The sequence below is a fragment of the Arthrobacter yangruifuii genome (assembly GCF_009192775.1).
In the GTDB taxonomy this organism is placed as follows: Bacteria; Actinomycetota; Actinomycetes; order Actinomycetales; family Micrococcaceae; genus Arthrobacter_B; species Arthrobacter_B yangruifuii.
Genome location: NZ_VTFX01000005.1, coordinates 721,298 through 737,563 on the forward strand (window position 1 = coordinate 721,298; position 16,266 = coordinate 737,563).

17 protein-coding genes are annotated in these 16,266 nt (G+C 68.0%); 15 read left to right on the plus strand and 2 right to left on the minus strand.

All coding sequences use genetic code 11. The annotated features are described in order from the left end of the window. The first annotated feature begins 49 nt into the window (after positions 1-49). The 6 genes from GD627_RS14155 to GD627_RS14175 are packed head-to-tail and all read left to right on the plus strand — an operon-like array spanning position 50 to position 4,155. Positions 50-1,420, plus strand: a complete 1,371-nt coding sequence (locus GD627_RS14155; protein ID WP_152273006.1) for a molybdopterin molybdotransferase MoeA — start codon at positions 50-52, stop codon at positions 1,418-1,420. 46 nt (positions 1,421-1,466) lie between these two features. Next, positions 1,467-1,961, plus strand: coding sequence for a cyclic pyranopterin monophosphate synthase MoaC (gene moaC / locus GD627_RS14160; protein WP_152273007.1), 495 nt, complete (start codon positions 1,467-1,469; stop codon positions 1,959-1,961). After that, positions 1,958-2,449 carry a MogA/MoaB family molybdenum cofactor biosynthesis protein gene (locus GD627_RS16595; protein ID WP_246165517.1) on the plus strand — a complete coding sequence of 164 codons (492 nt, stop codon included), beginning with the start codon at positions 1,958-1,960 and terminating at the stop codon, positions 2,447-2,449. Before moaC ends, GD627_RS16595 begins: the two co-directional genes overlap by 4 nt. Further along, a complete protein-coding gene (locus GD627_RS16600; RefSeq protein ID WP_186764321.1) occupies positions 2,439-2,876 on the plus strand; it encodes a molybdenum cofactor biosynthesis protein MoaE in 438 nt (145 codons plus the stop codon). The genes GD627_RS16595 and GD627_RS16600 overlap by 11 nt, the downstream gene beginning before the upstream one ends. 17 nt (positions 2,877-2,893) lie before the next feature. Further along, the gene (gene dapB / locus GD627_RS14170; protein WP_152273009.1) at positions 2,894-3,652 is read left to right on the plus strand and encodes a 4-hydroxy-tetrahydrodipicolinate reductase; all 759 of its coding nucleotides are present in this window, start codon (positions 2,894-2,896) and stop codon (positions 3,650-3,652) included. An 8-nt stretch (positions 3,653-3,660) separates the two neighbouring features. Further along, positions 3,661-4,155 carry a hypothetical protein gene (locus GD627_RS14175; RefSeq protein WP_152273010.1) on the plus strand — a complete coding sequence of 165 codons (495 nt, stop codon included), beginning with the start codon at positions 3,661-3,663 and terminating at the stop codon, positions 4,153-4,155. Here GD627_RS14175 and GD627_RS14180 read toward each other — a convergent pair. Continuing rightward, positions 4,152-5,339, minus strand: coding sequence for a heparan-alpha-glucosaminide N-acetyltransferase domain-containing protein (locus GD627_RS14180; protein ID WP_152273011.1), 1,188 nt, complete (start codon positions 5,337-5,339; stop codon positions 4,152-4,154). The genes GD627_RS14175 and GD627_RS14180 overlap by 4 nt on opposite strands. A 91-nt stretch (positions 5,340-5,430) precedes the next feature. On the opposite strand from GD627_RS14180, the gene dapA reads away from it, so the two are divergent. The 6 genes from dapA to GD627_RS14210 all read left to right on the plus strand — a co-directional run bounded on the left by dapA (position 5,431) and on the right by GD627_RS14210 (position 12,724). Then, positions 5,431-6,348 (plus strand): 4-hydroxy-tetrahydrodipicolinate synthase, encoded by a 918-nt coding sequence (dapA, locus tag GD627_RS14185; RefSeq protein WP_146363285.1) that lies wholly within the window; start codon positions 5,431-5,433, stop codon positions 6,346-6,348. Positions 6,349-6,352: 4 nt separating this feature from the next. Beyond that, positions 6,353-8,044, plus strand: coding sequence for a ribonuclease J (locus tag GD627_RS14190; RefSeq protein ID WP_152273012.1), 1,692 nt, complete (start codon positions 6,353-6,355; stop codon positions 8,042-8,044). Between the two features lie 98 nt (positions 8,045-8,142). Continuing rightward, positions 8,143-11,049 carry an FtsK/SpoIIIE family DNA translocase gene (locus GD627_RS14195; RefSeq protein WP_152273013.1) on the plus strand — a complete coding sequence of 969 codons (2,907 nt, stop codon included), beginning with the start codon at positions 8,143-8,145 and terminating at the stop codon, positions 11,047-11,049. Between the two features lie 20 nt (positions 11,050-11,069). After that, positions 11,070-11,660: a CDP-diacylglycerol--glycerol-3-phosphate 3-phosphatidyltransferase gene (gene pgsA / locus GD627_RS14200; protein WP_146363282.1), complete on the plus strand. Its 591-nt coding sequence runs from the start codon at positions 11,070-11,072 to the stop codon at positions 11,658-11,660. Further along, positions 11,657-12,145, plus strand: coding sequence for a CinA family protein (locus GD627_RS14205; protein ID WP_152273014.1), 489 nt, complete (start codon positions 11,657-11,659; stop codon positions 12,143-12,145). Before pgsA ends, GD627_RS14205 begins: the two co-directional genes overlap by 4 nt. A gap of 153 nt (positions 12,146-12,298) precedes the next feature. Continuing rightward, positions 12,299-12,724, plus strand: coding sequence for a helix-turn-helix domain-containing protein (locus tag GD627_RS14210; RefSeq protein ID WP_146363278.1), 426 nt, complete (start codon positions 12,299-12,301; stop codon positions 12,722-12,724). 191 nt (positions 12,725-12,915) lie between these two features. On the opposite strand, the gene GD627_RS14215 is transcribed toward GD627_RS14210, so the two are convergent. After that, positions 12,916-13,494, minus strand: coding sequence for a MarR family winged helix-turn-helix transcriptional regulator (locus GD627_RS14215; protein ID WP_152273015.1), 579 nt, complete (start codon positions 13,492-13,494; stop codon positions 12,916-12,918). A gap of 103 nt (positions 13,495-13,597) precedes the next feature. On the opposite strand from GD627_RS14215, the gene GD627_RS14220 reads away from it, so the two are divergent. From GD627_RS14220 to GD627_RS16995, 3 genes are all read left to right on the plus strand, one after another. Next, the gene (locus GD627_RS14220) at positions 13,598-13,822 is read left to right on the plus strand and encodes a DUF3046 domain-containing protein (RefSeq protein ID WP_146363274.1); all 225 of its coding nucleotides are present in this window, start codon (positions 13,598-13,600) and stop codon (positions 13,820-13,822) included. A 233-nt stretch (positions 13,823-14,055) separates the two neighbouring features. Then, positions 14,056-15,108, plus strand: coding sequence for a recombinase RecA (gene recA / locus GD627_RS14225; RefSeq protein WP_146363272.1), 1,053 nt, complete (start codon positions 14,056-14,058; stop codon positions 15,106-15,108). Positions 15,109-15,308: 200 nt separating this feature from the next. Then, entirely contained in the window at positions 15,309-16,181 is an 873-nt protein-coding gene (locus GD627_RS16995) for a regulatory protein RecX (RefSeq protein ID WP_152273016.1), read from the plus strand. The last annotated feature ends 85 nt before the right edge of the window (positions 16,182-16,266 follow it).

Here is a 16,266-nt window from a genome sequence, read left to right on the forward strand (position 1 = left end):
GCATGCCCGGCCAATTCATGTCCGGTCCAACCACGTCCCAAGGAGGAACATGTCCGTATCTCCGGCACCGCAGGGTGTCCCGGTCCCGGGACAGGCACAGACACCGCCGGCATCTCCGGCATCTCCGGCAGTCCCGGCCGGCTCCGGGCCGCGGACGGTGGCTGCACACCGTGACGCCGTCGAGGACCTCCTCCGGCGCTGGTTCCTGGCCCACCCTCCGGCCCAGGAGAGCGTTGCGCTGGACTCGGCAGCGGGGCGGCTGCTGGCGGAGGAAGTGCGGGCGCCGGGAAACCTGCCGCCCTTCACCAACTCGCAGATGGACGGCTACGCCGTGCGCACCGCGGACCTTGCCGCCGGAAACCGTCCCCCCGGTGCCCCCGCGATGGTGCCCCTGGCCACGGCCGCACCCATTCCGGCCGGCTCGGCTCCGCCGCCGCTGCTGCCCGGCACGGCAGCCCCGGTCATGACGGGAGCCATGCTGCCCGAAGGTGCCGACGCCGTCGTACCGATCGAAGCCTGCATCCCTGACTCTTTCCTTCCCTCCGCCGGCCCCGGCGGGACCGTCCCGGCCGGCGGCGCAGCGGGCACCGTCGAGGTTCCCGCGCAGACGCCCGCCGGGCAGTTTGTCCGCCGGGCGGGCAGCGACATCGCCGCCGGCGCCCCCGCCCTGCCCGCGGGCACCGTGCTGGGTCCGCTGCAGCTGGGGCTGCTGGCAGGCCTCGGCCTGGACCGCCTCACTGTCCGGGCCCGGCCGCGGGTCCTGCTGCTGACCACCGGAGACGAGGTCCGGGAACCGGGCCGGCCGCTGGAACCGGGCCAGATCCACGATGCGAACACCACCCTGCTGCGCAGTTCGCTGGAGGAGGCGGGAGCCGAGGTGCTCCGGTCCCGGATCCTGGCCGACTCCCCGCAGGAATTCATCGCCAGGCTCCGCGCCGACGTCGCCGCGGACGCCCCGGACCTGGTCCTTACCTCGGGCGGCATCAGCAAGGGCGCCTACGAGGTGGTGCGCCAGGGCCTGGCCGCACACGAGGTGGCGTTCCTCTCCGTGGCCATGCAGCCGGGCGGTCCACAGGGCATCGGCACGGTGGACGGCGTCCCGTTCCTCGGGTTCCCCGGCAATCCGGTCAGCTCGCTGGTGTCTTTCGAGATGTTCCTCCGCCCCGCCCTCACGGCGGTGACCGGTGCGCCGCGTCCCCGGACCGAGGTGCAGGCCCGCCTCACCGCACCGCTGGGCAGCCCGGCCGGGAAACACCAGATCCGCCGGGGCCGGTACACAGCCGGAACGGTGGAGCCGGTGGGCGGACCGGGATCCCATCTGCTGCATGCCCTGGCCGCGTCCAATGCCCTGATCCCCGTACCCGTGGGCACCGAGCACCTCGAGGCGGGCGCAGAAGTGACAGTATTACTACTGGAATAAACCCAGCTGCGTCCCGCCCGGACGCCGTGCCCGAAAGGACCCTCCCGTGAGCGCCGAACCCGAAGACCTCCACCCCGCCGGACTGACCCATGTCCGCGAGGACGGCTCCGCGCACATGGTGGATGTCTCCGCCAAGACCGAAACCACGCGCCAGGCCACGGCCTCGGCCGTGCTGCACAGCACTGCCGAAGTAATCCGCCTGATTGCCGACGGCGGCCTGGCGAAGGGCGACGCGCTGGCCGTGGCGCGGGTGGCAGGCATCATGGCTGCCAAGCAGACCTCCAACCTGATCCCGCTGTGCCATCCGTTGCCGATCACGAAGGTCACGGTGGACTTCACCCCGCGGGAGGGCGACGTCCTGATCGAGGCCACGGTGAAAACCAAGGCACTCACCGGCGTCGAAATGGAAGCGCTCACCGCCGCGTCCGTCGCCGCCCTGACGCTCTACGACATGATCAAGGCCGTGGACAAGCATGCCCGCATCACGGACATCATGGTGCTGGCTAAATCCGGCGGCAAGAGCGGGGACTGGACACTGTGAACACCCCGTCTCCCCGCCGCACGGCCGGGGTGCTGATCGCCTCCACCCGTGCCGCCGCCGGCACCTACCAGGACGAATGCGGGCCGCTGATCGCGGACTGGCTGTATGCCCTCGGCTTCGACATTGTGCTGGCCGAAGTGGTGCCGGACGGCGTGGAGGTCGCCGCGTCGCTGCAGCGCATCCTCGCCCTGGAACCGTCGGTGCTGCTGACCAGCGGAGGCACCGGGCTGAGCCCGGATGACGTTACCCCGGAATCCACCGAACCGCTCCTGGACCGCCAGGTGCCCGGAGTCATGGAAGCCCTCCGTGCCAAGGGCATGGCGTCCACGCCCATGGCCGCAATCAGCCGCGGGTTCGCCGGCACCGCGGGCCGGACCTTCGTGGTCAACCTGCCCGGCTCCCCGGGCGCCGTCGCGGACGGTCTTGCCGTGCTTGAACCGATCATCGGCCACATCTGCGGCCAACTGGAAGGAAAACGTGAACACTAGCGAAGTCATCCGGGCTGCCGTCTCGGCGGAACCCCTGAGCAGCACCGAGGCCGAACGTGCCGCCTGGTCGCCGGACTGCGGGGCAGTGGTGCTGTTCAGCGGCATTGTGCGCAACCACGACGACGGCAAGTCCGTCACCGCCCTGGGCTACAGCGCCCATCCCACCGCCGGAGCCGTGCTCAGCGAAGTGGCCGCCGGAATTGCCGCCAAATACGACGGTGTCCGGATCTGGGTCGCGCACCGCACCGGAGACCTTCAGATCGGTGACGCCGCCCTGGTTGCCGCCGTGGCCTCGGCCCACCGCGGCACCGCGTTCGCGGCCTGCACCGATCTGGTGGATACGGTCAAGGCGAACGTGCCCATCTGGAAAGAGCAGGGCTTCACGGACGGCAGCACCGAATGGGTGGGCGTCAGCGACCGGCCCTGACCGGTAATCTGGAGCATATGAGCGAAAAACTTGCCGTAGCGGTCCTCGGCGCCGCGGGCCGGATGGGATCCGAGGCCGTTGCCGCCGTCGAGGCCGCCGAGGACATGGACCTGGTGGCCGCCCTGGGCCGGAATGACCCGCTGGAAACCCTGGTGTCCGCCGGAGCCCGGTACGTGGTGGACCTGACCGTACCGGACAGCACCGAGGCGAACGTGCGCTTCGCCGTCGAGCACGGGATGCACGCCGTGGTGGGGACCACCGGCTGGGACGCCGAACGGCTCGGCAGGCTTGGGGACCTGCTGGATGGTTCCCCGGGCACCGGTGTGCTGATTGCCCCGAATTTCGCGCTGGGTTCCGTGCTGGCCACCGCGTTCGCCGCGAAGGCGGCACGCTACTTCGAGTCCGTGGAACTGATCGAACTGCACCACCCGGACAAGGTGGATGCCCCCTCCGGGACGGCCGTGCGCACCGCCCAGCTGATTGCGGCGGCCCGCGGGGAAGCCGGTGTCCCGGCCTCCCCGGACGCCACCGCCAAGGCACTCGAGGGAGCCCGGGGAGCAGTGGTGGACGGGGTGCACGTGCATTCGGTCCGCCTGCGCGGCCTGGTGGCCCATCAGGAAGTGCTCCTGGGCGGCCCGGGCGAGCAGCTGACCATCCGGCATGATTCCTTCGACCGCGCCTCCTTTATGCCCGGCGTCCTGCTGGGACTGCGGCAGGTGGCCGCCCACCCCGGACTGACCGTCGGACTCGACGGCTACCTCAACCTGAACGACTAAGGAACACGGTGTCTTTCTTCAAGGGCCTCTTCACCAACCGCGCCAAACTGGGCGTGGCCCTGGTATCCCTGCTTTTGTGCTTCTATCTGGTGGTGCTGGTGCAGCGCGGCTGGGTGCTCCTGACCGCTCCCGAACTGACGGCCAAAGCGATGGGGCTGGCGTATCTGGTGCTGCCCGTGGTGGGCGCCTGGGCGCTTCTGCGCGAGCTTCTGTTCGGCAGCCGCACCGAGCAGATGGCCCACATCCTGGCCGAGGAAGGCCGGCTGCCCGTGGACGACCTGCCGCGGACGCCTGCCGGACGGATTGTGCGCGCCGCCGCTGACGCCCAGTTCCCCGCCTACAAGGCCGAAACCGAGGCAGCGCCTGAGGACTGGCGCAGCTGGTTCCGGCTGTCCTGCGCCTATGACGCCGCGGGGGACCGCACCCGCGCCCGGCGGACCATGCGCCAGGCCGGCAGGCTCTTCGCCGCAGGCAGCCGCACGGGGAACCGGCGGAACGCTTAGCGCTTCTGCCGGGCGGGGGCTGCGCCGCGTCCGGCTTTGCCGCGCGCCAGACGCGAGGCGCCCGAGGTGACAAATTCCAGCGGGCCCCTGGCCTCGATGCGCTGGAACAGGACGGCGAGCACCACGAAGAAGGTGACCTGGATCCAGTACACCGGCAGCGGCTCCAGCTGTGGGTTCTGCTGGTCCACGATCGTCATGACCCACACATGCAGGCTGTACAGGGTCAGCGTCATGGCACCCGCCGCGGAGAGCGGCAGCAGCAACTGCGGCCGGGCACGCGTCAGCAGCAGGCACACCCCCAGCACGGCGGCGGCGGTGCCGGCCGTGTGCAGCATGTCCAGGCTGGTGTTGGAATGCGGTCCGGACACTGCCAGCCACCACCAGGACCCGGTCTGCTCCACCGGACTGAGGTTGACCTCCATCATCCGTGCCAGCGGCCACCGCTGCCCGGATTCGGTGGCGGTGAGGGCCTGGAATCCGCCCAGCTCGCCTAAGAGGTAGGCGGAGAGGAACTTCGCGGCCGCGGCGGCGAAAACACCGGCGGTCAGCAGCCCGGCCTGGACCGCCAGGTTCGTCAGCGCGAGCCGCCCGATCACCAGGCCCAGCAGGATATAGCTCAGCCACTGCAGCACGGGGTAGAACCCGGTGACGAACAGGTCCGCTGCCAGGACGGCCGGAGTGCCGAACGCCTCCCAGGTGATGTTCCCGGCGATTTGCGACGGCGCCATGGCACCGGTCAGCCAGCCGCGCAGCAGGTAGGCAAGCACGGGGGACAGCAGCAGCCAGCTCCCGGCCCACACGGCCAGCCGGCGCAGCGGCATGCCCAGGAACGGCAGTGCCAGCAGGAACAGCACGGCGTAATGGAACAGGATGACGGCGATGGTGGTTTCCAGCCCGCCCAGCACCAGTCCCACCAGGGCAATGAGGAGGGCCCGGACGGCTATACCGCGCCGGTCCCGGCCCACGGTCCGGGCATCATGGGGCTCGCTGCCGCCGGTCAGCAGTGCCAGTCCGACGCCGGCCACCACCGCGAACAACGCCGAGGAGCGGCCGGAAAACACCAGGCCGGTGAGGGTGGGTTCGCCGGTCTCCTGGTGGTAGAGCGGCAGCGCATGCGTGGCGACCATTCCCAAAAGGGCAATCCCGCGGGCAGCGTCGATGCCGGTCAGGCGGCGTTGGATCATGCAGAGAATCGTCTCACAGCCGGGCGGGGCAGGTAGCGTTCGCCTGCGGGACGTTGTCCTATTGCAGGGCTCAGCGGGTAACGTTTCACCCATGGAAACTGATAACCGCACGCTTCCCTTCGGCACCCTCGTCACCGCCATGGTGACTCCGTTTACCGAGGACGGGAACGTGGACTTCGACGCCACTGCCTACCTCGCGAACAAGCTCGTCGAAGACGGCTGCGACGGGCTGGTGGTGTCCGGGACCACGGGTGAAACCTCCACGCTGGAGGACAGCGAGAAGGAAGATCTGTTCCGCGTGGTTGCCGAGACCGTAGGGGGCCGGGCCAAGGTCATTGCCGGAACCGGCACCAACCACACTTCGCATTCGGTGGAAATGGCACGCCGCGCCGAGCGCGCCGGGGCCGACGGGCAGCTCGTGGTCACCCCGTATTACAACAAGCCCACGCAGGCGGGCGTACTGGCGCACTTCGATGCCGTCACCGCCGCCACGGACCTGCCGGTGATGATTTATGACATTCCCGGCCGCGCCGGGATTGCCCTGAGCACCTCCACCCTTATCCGGCTGGGCGACAATCCGAAGATCCTGGCCCTGAAGGACGCCAAGGCGGACTTCGCGGGCATCACCCGCGTGCTGGCCAACACCACCCTGGACGTCTATGCCGGCGATGACGGGCTGACCCTGCCGTGGATGGCCGCCGGCGCCGTCGGCGTCGTGAGCGTGTCAGCGCACATCGCCACCGCCCGGTTCCGCGCCCTCGTGGACGCTGCGGCGGCCGGCGACTTCGCCACCGCCCGCCGCATCCATTTCGAACTGGACCCCCTGATCCGTGCGGTCATGACGCACATCCCCGGGGCCGTCTCCGCCAAGCAGATCCTGGCACTGCAGAAGGTGATCCCCAGCGCCGTCGTCCGCCTGCCGCTGGTGGCCCCGGACGCCGTCGAAATGGAAGCCGTCTACACGGACCTGGCCGAAGCGGGCATGGACTTCTCCCGGGCAGGGGCGTAGCCGGATGAGTGAAACCGCAGACGGCGCACTGCTCACCCCGCCGGCCCTGGATCCCGGAACCCTGCGGATCGTCGCACTGGGCGGCCTGGGGGAAATCGGCCGGAACATGGCCGTGTTCGAGATTGACGGCAAGCTGCTCATCGTGGACTGCGGCGTGCTCTTCCCGGAGGAGACCCAGCCCGGGGTGGACCTGATCCTGCCGGACTTCTCCTACATCGAGGACCGCCTGGACGACGTCGTCGGCCTGGTGCTCACCCACGGCCACGAGGACCACATCGGCGCCGTGCCCTACCTGCTGCGGCTCAAGAACGACATTCCGCTGATCGGCTCCCAGCTGACCTTGGCACTGGTGGAAGCCAAGCTGCAGGAACACCGCATCAAACCGTTCTCCCTGACCGTCACCGAGGGCCAGATTGAACAGCTCGGTCCGTTCGAATGCGAATTCGTGGCCGTCAACCACTCCATCCCCGATGCGCTGGCCGTGTTCATCCGCACCGCCGCCGGCACGGTGCTGCACACCGGCGACTTCAAGATGGACCAGCTGCCTTTGGACGGCCGGATCACGGACCTGCGCGCCTTCGCACGGCTGGGCGAAGAGGGCGTGGACCTGTTCATGGCCGATTCCACCAACGCCGACGTTCCGGGGTTCACCACGGCCGAACGCGAGATCGGCCCGGTGCTGCGGGAACTGTTCGGCAAGGTGGACAAACGCATCATCGTGGCGTCCTTCTCCTCCCATATCCACCGCGTGCAGCAGGTCCTCGACGCCGCCGCCGCCCATGGACGCTTCGTCTGCTTTGTCGGCCGGTCCATGGTGCGCAACATGGCCATTGCCGAGAAGCTGGGCTACCTGCACGTGCCCGAGGGCATCCTCGTGGACCTGAAGAACGTGGATGACCTGCCGGACAACAAGGTGGTGCTGATGTCCACCGGGTCCCAGGGCGAGCCCATGGCTGCCCTGTCCCGGATGGCCAACGGCGACCACCGCATCCGCGTCGGGAAGGGGGACACCGTCATCCTCGCCTCGTCCCTGATCCCGGGCAATGAAAACGCCGTGTTCCGCGTGATCAACGGACTGATGCGGCTCGGTGCCGACGTCGTCCACAAGGGCAACGCGAAAATCCACGTCTCCGGGCACGCTGCCGCCGGGGAACTGCTGTACTGCTACAACATCCTGCGGCCGAAAAACGCCATGCCGGTGCACGGAGAGACCCGGCACCTGATTGCCAACGGCCGCCTGGCCGCCGCCACTGGCGTCCCGGAGCAGAACATCATCCTGGCTGACGACGGCACGGTGGTGGACCTGCGCGACGGCAAGGCCCGCGTGGTGGGGGAAGTGGAGTGCGGTTTCGTCTACGTGGACGGCTCCAGCGTCGGGGCAATTACGGACACCGACCTGAAGGACCGCCGGATCCTCAGCGAGGAAGGCTTCATCTCCATCATTTCCGTGGTGAACCGCAGCACCGGCACCATTGTCTCCGGTCCGGAAATCCATGCCCGCGGCTTCGCCGAGGGGGACGCGGTGTTTGACGAGATCATTCCTAAAATCAGTGCTGCCCTGGAGGAAGCGGTGCGGTCCAACACCGACCACACCACGTACCAGCTGCAGCAGGTGGTCCGCCGGGTGGTCGGCACCTGGGTCAACCGCCGACTGAGGCGCCGTCCCATGATTGTGCCGGTGGTGGTCGAGGCCTAGTCCGCACCGGGCTGCCCCGGCGCGCAAATCCGTTCCCGGGCCGGTCCGGGCCGCGTAAATCCGGGGGATCGGGGGACATATCGGGTAGCGTGGCTCGTATGGCGACTCGTACTTCCCCTGCCGCGCGCAGCGGTTCCTCCGGCCGGACCCCGGCCCGGAACTCCGGCGGCAACTCCAGCAAGACCCCAGCCAAGTCCGGCCAGCGGGGCGGATCTACAGGCCGGGGGAGCTCCGCGTCGCGGCAGGCGCCCCCGGACCAGCTGCCCCTGCCGCTGCGTGTGGTGGAGAGCGCCTGGATGGGCATCTCCCGGCTTGCCGGGGCCGGCGTACGCAAGCTCGGCACCGACGTTTCCCCCGAGCGGGAGATCCGCCGGGACGGTACCGGGTTCTTCCTGCTCCTGGTCGCCCTCGCGGTCGCCACCGTGGAGTGGTGGGCGCTGCGCGGTCCCGTTGCCGACATCATCCATGCCGGCGCCGCCGGAACCTTCGGCTGGATGGCGGTGGTCCTGCCCTTCATGCTCACCACCGGGGCCATCCGGCTTTTCCGCTATCCGGAGCGCCACCGGGCCAACAGCCGGATCAGCATCGGCCTGGTGATCATGCTGCTGGCCGGCGCCGGGATCACCCACATAGCCGGCGGCCTGCCCGCATTGTCGGACGGTTTTGACCGCCTCTGGGCCTCCGGCGGCATTGTCGGCTTCCTCGTCGCCGGGCCGCTGTCCGCAGCCCTCACCGTGTGGCCCGTGCTGGCCCTGCTGTCCCTGCTGGTGTTCATCAGTATCCTGATCATCACCGCGACGCCGTTCCGCCACATTCCGCTGCGGCTTCGCGCCCTCTACGAACACCTGATGGGCCAGGACCTGGCCCCGGATGATCCCGAAGCGCATGACCAGAGCTACCTTTACGGCACCCCGAAGCCGCAGAAGGTGAAGAAGCCGCGCAAGAGCCGCCGTGAGAAGGAAGCCGAGGCAGCCGCCGCGCAGGACGGCTTCGCCGGCGATGAAGCGTTCGAGCGCGCACTGCTGCAGGACGAGGAAGACGAGGCAGCCGCTGCCGCAGCCGCCACGCCCGCCGCGCCGGCCGTGCCGCCGGGCGTCCGGCGTCCCACCCAGGCCGAGCTGGCCACACAGAAGATCCGCCGCAACCAGGGCCTGCCCGTCGACGACGGCATGGGTGCTGACGCTGCCGAGCCCCCCACCGAGGCCATCAGCACGGTCCCCGGGGCCACCGAGGTGCTGAACCTGGCCGCGGTGCCGCCGGTCGCCCCCGTGCCCTCCCGTCCGGTGGCGCACACACCTCCGGCCGCCCCCATTCCGCAGCGCACCGAGCAGCTGCAGCTGTCCGGCGACATCACGTACACCCTGCCGCCGTCGGACTTCCTGCCGCCGGGACCGCCCGCCAAGGAGCGTTCTGAAGCCAACGACGCCGTCGTCGCCGCCCTGACCCACACCCTCGAACAGTTCAATGTTGATGCCAAGGTCACCGGGTTCTCCCGCGGCCCGACGGTAACCCGCTACGAGATTGAACTCGGCGAAGGCACCAAGGTGGAGCGGGTCACCGCACTGTCCAAGAACATTGCCTACGCCGTGGCCAGCTCCGACGTGCGCATCCTCTCGCCCATCCCGGGCAAGTCCGCCATCGGCATCGAAATCCCGAACGCGGACAAGGAAGTCGTCGCCCTGGGCGATGTGCTGCGCTCCAACTCTGCTCGGAAGACCGAACACCCCATGGTCATGGGTGTGGGCAAGGACGTCGAGGGCGGCTTCGTCGTCGCCAACCTCGCGAAGATGCCCCACCTGCTGGTCGCCGGCGCCACCGGTGCCGGCAAGTCCTCCTTCGTGAACTCGATGATCACTTCCATCCTGATGCGCTCCACACCGGACGAGGTACGCATGGTGATGGTGGACCCCAAGCGTGTGGAGCTGACCGCCTATGAAGGCGTGCCGCACCTGATCACCCCGATCATTACCAACCCGAAGAAGGCCGCCGAGGCGCTGCAGTGGGTGGTCCGGGAAATGGACACCCGCTATGACGACCTCGCCAACTTCGGCTTCAAGCACATTGATGATTTCAACAAGGCCGTGCGCAACGGCAAGGTCATCCCGCCCGCCGGCTCCAAGCGGGTCATCCGCGCCTACCCGTATCTGCTGGTGATCGTGGACGAACTCGCCGACCTGATGATGGTTGCCCCGCGGGACGTGGAAGACTCCATTGTCCGCATCACCCAGCTGGCCCGTGCCGCCGGCATCCACCTGGTGCTGGCCACCCAGCGGCCGTCCGTGGACGTGGTGACCGGCCTGATCAAGGCCAACGTGCCCTCCCGGATGGCGTTCGCGACGTCGTCCGTCACCGACTCCCGCGTGGTCCTGGACCAGCCGGGGGCCGAGAAGCTGCTGGGCCAGGGCGACGCCCTGTTCCTGCCGATGGGCTCCAACAAGCCCATACGTGTCCAGGGCGCCTGGGTGACGGAATCCGAAATCCACCGCGTGGTTGAGCACGTCAAGGGCCAGCTAAAGGCGGTCTACCGTGAAGACGTAGCGGTCACGGCACCCAAGAAGCAGATCGACGACGACATCGGAGACGATCTGGACGTCCTGCTGCAGGCGACCGAACTGGTGGTGACCACCCAGTTCGGGTCCACCTCCATGCTCCAGCGCAAGCTGCGGGTGGGCTTCGCCAAGGCCGGCCGCCTCATGGACCTGCTCGAATCCCGCGGCGTGGTGGGACCGTCCGAAGGCTCCAAGGCCCGCGACGTGCTGGTGAAGCCGGATGACCTGGCTGCCACCCTGGCCGCCATCAGCGGCGGCGATGCTCCGGCCCCGTCCGGAGGAGCCGGAGCTGCCGCGCTGGCGGACAACGCCAATGCCAACCACGGGTTCGACCCCACCGGACCGGTGGACCTGGTGGCGGCGGATCTGGACGGCCGTCCCCAGGCGGAGGATTACCACGACGGTGCGGAGGATCCCGACGGTTCCGAGGACGCGTGGAATCTCACCGGCCGGTGAATCTTCGCTACGCTGAAGCCGTGAGCAATTCTCCTACCGAGCGGGTTCCTACCCTCAATATCGCCAATGCACTGACAGTGGCGCGGATCCTCATGGTTCCGCTCTTCATCTGGTTCCTTGCCTCCGACGACGGCCGTGACGGCCTGTTCCGCTGGCTCGCCGTGGCAACGTTCGCCGTCGCCATCTACACCGACAAACTCGACGGCGATATTGCCCGCAGCCGGGGGTTGATTACCGACTTCGGCAAGATCGCCGACCCGATTGCGGACAAGCTGCTGATCGGCTCCGCCCTCGTGATGCTCTCCCTGCTGGGCGAGCTGTGGTGGTGGGTCACCATCGTGATCCTCGTCCGCGAACTGGGCATTACGCTGATGCGCTTCGTGGTGATCCGGTACGGCGTGATGGCCGCCTCCCGGGGCGGCAAGCTCAAGACCGTGGTCCAGACCTTTGCCATCTTTGTGTTCCTGCTGCCGCTGACCGCCTGGCTGGGCGCCTGGGCCTGGTGGATCGGAGCCGTCCTGATGGCCGCTGCTCTCGTGATCACCGTCGTCACCGGCGTCGACTACGTGCTGCAGGCCGTGAAGCTGCGCCGGGCCGGTAAACGCGCATGAGCCGGCCGCCGGCAGCTGTCCTCGCTGAAGAGGTCCTGGCCGCCGCGCGGCTGGCGGGGCAGACCATCGCCACCGCCGAGTCGCTGACGGCGGGGATGCTCTGCGCGGAACTGGGATCCGTGCCGGGGGCCTCTGCGGTTTTGCAGGGGGCAGTGGTCGCGTACCAAAATGGAGTCAAGCTTTCCGTCCTCGGCGTTTCGGCGGAGCTTTTGGCCGAAGCCGGATCCGTCGACGGAAGGGTTGCCGAGCAGATGGCAGCCGGCGCGCGGCGTGTGCTCGGCGCCGACGTCGGGGTATCGACTACCGGCGCCGCCGGGCCCCAGGCCCATGACGGCAAACCGGTGGGTACCGTGTTCGTGGGGATCGCTACTGCCGAGGGCACCTTCTCCCGGGAGTTCCTGTTCTCCGGGGACCGCACGGCCATCCGGACGGCGGCATGCACCCAGGCGCTTTCCCTGCTGGCGGCCGCGTTGAAGGACCGTTAGCGTCGAAGCAGAACAATGAAGCCGCGCGTCGGGAACAAAACCTGCAGGGCGTCAGTTGTTAGTATCAGGAACCGCCAAGGTTCTTTTATTACGATCTTTGGACAGTCTGCGGCACCGCCGCAGTCCGTACTCACAGGGAGCAGGACGATACACATGGTTAAGCAACCCGTATCCGTGAACGGCGTGATCCGCTGGCGGGATGTAGGGTTGGCGGAAGACGCACACCGGGAGCCTAAGGAGCGCAAGATGGTAGTTCTTCGTCACGAGATTGGTGATGTTCTCCGCGACGTGCGCCAGCGCCAGGGCCGTACCCTGCGCGAGGTGTCGCATAGCGCCCGTGTTTCCCTCGGCTACCTCAGCGAGGTTGAACGCGGACAGAAGGAAGCGTCATCAGAACTTCTGTCGTCAATCTGCACGGCCCTCGATGTGCCCTTGTCCCTGATGCTTCGTGAGGTCAGCGACCGGGTGGCAAACGCCGAAGGCGTTGCCATTCCAGATACCGTACCGACTGAGTTTGCCCGGGAGTTCGCCCGCGAATTCCCCGAAGACCTGGCACGGGACCTGGCCCGCACATCCTAGAACCGCACCAACAAGCGCAGTTGCCGCGACGGACGGATCCGGCCGCAGCAGCAGCGTTGCCCCATAGACATGCCCCTGAATCTGCAATTTCAGGGTGAACAGAGGAAACCCCCGTCGGCGCGGTGCCGGCGGGGGTTTGTTCTGCCCGCTGCCGTACGGCCGTGCTGCCGCGCGCGGTGCTGCGCCGGCAGTCAGCCCCGGCCGGGCCCTGGCGGCTCTTCCGGTTCCCCTGGTTCCTCCGGTTCCCCGCCGGGCTGGACGGAAGCATTGAGCTTGTGCAGCAGCCGGACCAGGGTATCCAGTTCCTCCGGGTTCCAGTCTGTCCAGGTCTGCCGGGAACGCTCCCTGCGCGCGGCGGCGGTGTCCTGCAGCCGGGATGCGCCTACCGCGGTGAGATTGATCGGCTGGGCGCGTCCGTCCACCGGGTCCGTGTGCTTCTCCACCAGTCCCAGTGTCTGCAGCATCCCGATCTGCCGGCTCAGCGAGGGCTTGCCCACGCCCACCGCTGCTGCGAGGTCAGTCAGGCGCATGGGTCCCTGCTGGTGGAGCAGCACCATCAGGCCGTAGGCGGAGGGCTCCATCTCCGGATGGATTTCCCGGGCGATCCGCTGGGAACTCGCCCGGGCCCGGCGCCACAGCACGCTGAGTTCCTGCTCCAGATCATCGATTGCCGTGTCCCGGTCCGGAGCCGCGGCAGCAGTGCCGGCGGCGGCCGGAGCCGGGGAGGTGCTGCCGGCTGGGAAGCCGGGAGGACCGGATGTGTCGGTCATCCCTCCAGTGTAGGTTCGCCGCGCTGCCCGGGCACCGGGAAGGGACCGTTTTCACGGAAGGAACCGGTTCGCCGCGCCGTTGCTTGCGTGAGAGGATTAATTGATGCGTATCAGTGATTTCTGGCGGCTTATGGATGACGAGTTCGGTCCGGCCTACTCCCGGGTCCTGGCTGCGGATCTGGTCCTTGGCCAGCTTGGCGGCGTCACTGCTTCAGAGGCCCTGGGTAAGGGGATGGAGCCGAAATCGGTATGGCTGGCGGTCTGCGACATCCAGGATGTTCCCCCGGAACGCCGGCTGGGCCGGGACGTAAAACCCAAAGCGGATTAGCGGCGGCTACGCCCAGGCGGACGGACACGCCGGGCCCGCTGTTCGAATATTTGTTCGGATAAAGATATGCTCCTACACAGGGCCTGGTCGTAGCCGATGCGGCCCGGGGATATCCACAACAGAACCAGTTATGCGTTCCGGTCAGCCGTTTTGTCAGTGCCGCCGGATAGGGTCGTAGATAAGAAATGACGACCGGCCTACGGGCCGCCCACAACCACAACACGAGGTGAAGAATGGCTGCTCCAGCCGACCGCGCAAAAGCCCTAGAGGCAGCGCTGGCCCAGATTGACAAGCAATACGGCAAGGGCTCGATCATGCGCCTGGGCGACGAAGTGCGCGCCCCCGCCGAGACCATTTCCACCGGCTCCGTAGCGCTGGACGTTGCGCTGGGCATTGGCGGCCTGCCCCGCGGCCGCGTCGTGGAGATCTACGGACCGGAATCCTCCGGTAAGACCACGTTGGCGCTCCACGTGGTCGCCAATGCGCAGAAGAACGGCGGCATTGCCGCGTTCATCGACGCCGAGCACGCCCTGGATCCCATTTATGCAGCCAAGCTCGGCGTGGACACCGATTCCCTGCTGGTCTCCCAGCCGGACACCGGCGAGCAGGCCCTGGAAATCATGGACATGCTGATCGGCTCCGGGTCCGTCGACGTCGTCGTCATTGACTCCGTTGCCGCCCTCGTTCCGCGTGCCGAAATCGAAGGCGACATGGGCGACAGCCACGTGGGCCTGCAGGCACGCCTGATGAGCCAGGCGCTGCGAAAGATTGCCGGACGCCTGAGCCACACCAACACCACGGCCATCTTCATCAACCAGCTGCGTGAAAAGATCGGCGTCTTCTTCGGCAGCCCGGAAACCACCACCGGCGGTAAGGCACTGAAGTTCTACGCTTCCGTGCGCATTGACGTCCGCCGCATCGAGACGCTGAAGGAAGGCACCAACCCGGTCGGCAACCGCACGCGTGCCAAGATCGTCAAGAACAAGATGGCTCCGCCCTTCAAGCAGGCAGAGTTCGACATCATGTACGGCGTCGGAATTTCCCGCGAGGGCGGACTGATTGACATGGGCGTGGAACACGGCCTGGTCAAGAAGTCCGGTGCCTGGTTCACCTACGACGGTGACCAGCTGGGCCAGGGCAAGGAAAACTCCCGCAACTTCCTGAAGGACAATCCCGATCTGGCCGACGAGCTGGAACGCCGGATCCGCGAAAAGCTCGGGATCGACGCTCCCGGCGCTGACGCGCCGGCAGAGCCCAAGCTGAAGGCAGTCGGAAAGGACTCCTAGGCACCACGCCTCCCGGGCCGCCGCTGAACCGGCCGCCCGGGAGGCGTTTGCCGTTAGAGCCCTGCCGGAGGTCCTTTCCGGACGGGGGCAGCGCCGGCGTCCCGGAGGGTTCCCCGGCCGGTCCCGTCCGGTGCGGCTGCCTTTTCCCCGGAATGCGGCACCGCCGATGGCCGGGAACACACTGCCCTGGAGTGATACGTATGAATACCCCGCAGCAAGAAACCCTCGCGGAGCTGAAGCGCCGCCTCGCCGATATCGCAGCCGGAACGGCCGCCGCCGAAGCTGCCGCCCCCGACCAGGCCGTCCGCAGCGCCGGTAGCGGGGACGCCGCCGCGGGGCGGGCGAAGGCCGGTGCCGGCGCCAAGGCGTCACGCCGCAGGAGGACCACCGCCAAGACACCGGATGCCTTCAAGGAGGACGGCTTTGGCGAGGAAGCCGCCGCCGACGAACCATGGCTGGACACCGGCGAGGGGGTATCCGGCCCCGGGAAGCGCGGCGGAAGGAAATCCGGCCGGCAACGGGGCCGGCAGGAGCCGCAGGATCCCGGCCAGGAGGCTGAGCCGCTTTCCCCCGAGGAAGCCTACGCGGAGGCAAAGGCCATTGTCCTGCGCCAGCTCACTGCCTCGCCCAAGAGCCGCCGGCAACTTGAAACCAAGCTTGCGGAGCGGGAAATTCCACCCGATGCCGCAGCCGCTGTCCTCGACCGCTTCGAGGAAGTGCAGCTCGTGGATGATGCCGAGTTTGCCCGGCTGTGGGTCCGCAGCAGATCGCAGAGCAAGTCCCTGGCCCGCGGAGCGCTCCGGCGCGAGCTGACGGAAAAGGGGATTGCCCCGGACCTGGCCGCCGAGGCGCTGGAGCAGGTGAGCGCGGAGGATGAACTCGAGAGTGCCCGTGCCCTGGCCCGGAAAAAGCTGCAGGCCTCCGCGGATCTGTCTGACCGCAGCGTGCGTGACAAACAGACCCGCCGGCTGGTCGGGATGCTGGCGCGGAAGGGCTATTCGCCGTCGCTGGGGTTCCGGGTGGCCGCTGAGGTGATCGGCGAAATCCGGGACACCCGAAGCGATTCGGTCTAACCTCCTGCCCGGCAAGGCGCCCGGGAGTCCTTTTGCCGTGGTGTCCATCCGCCGCGCCGTATCGTATGCTGTGCCGACCATGTTA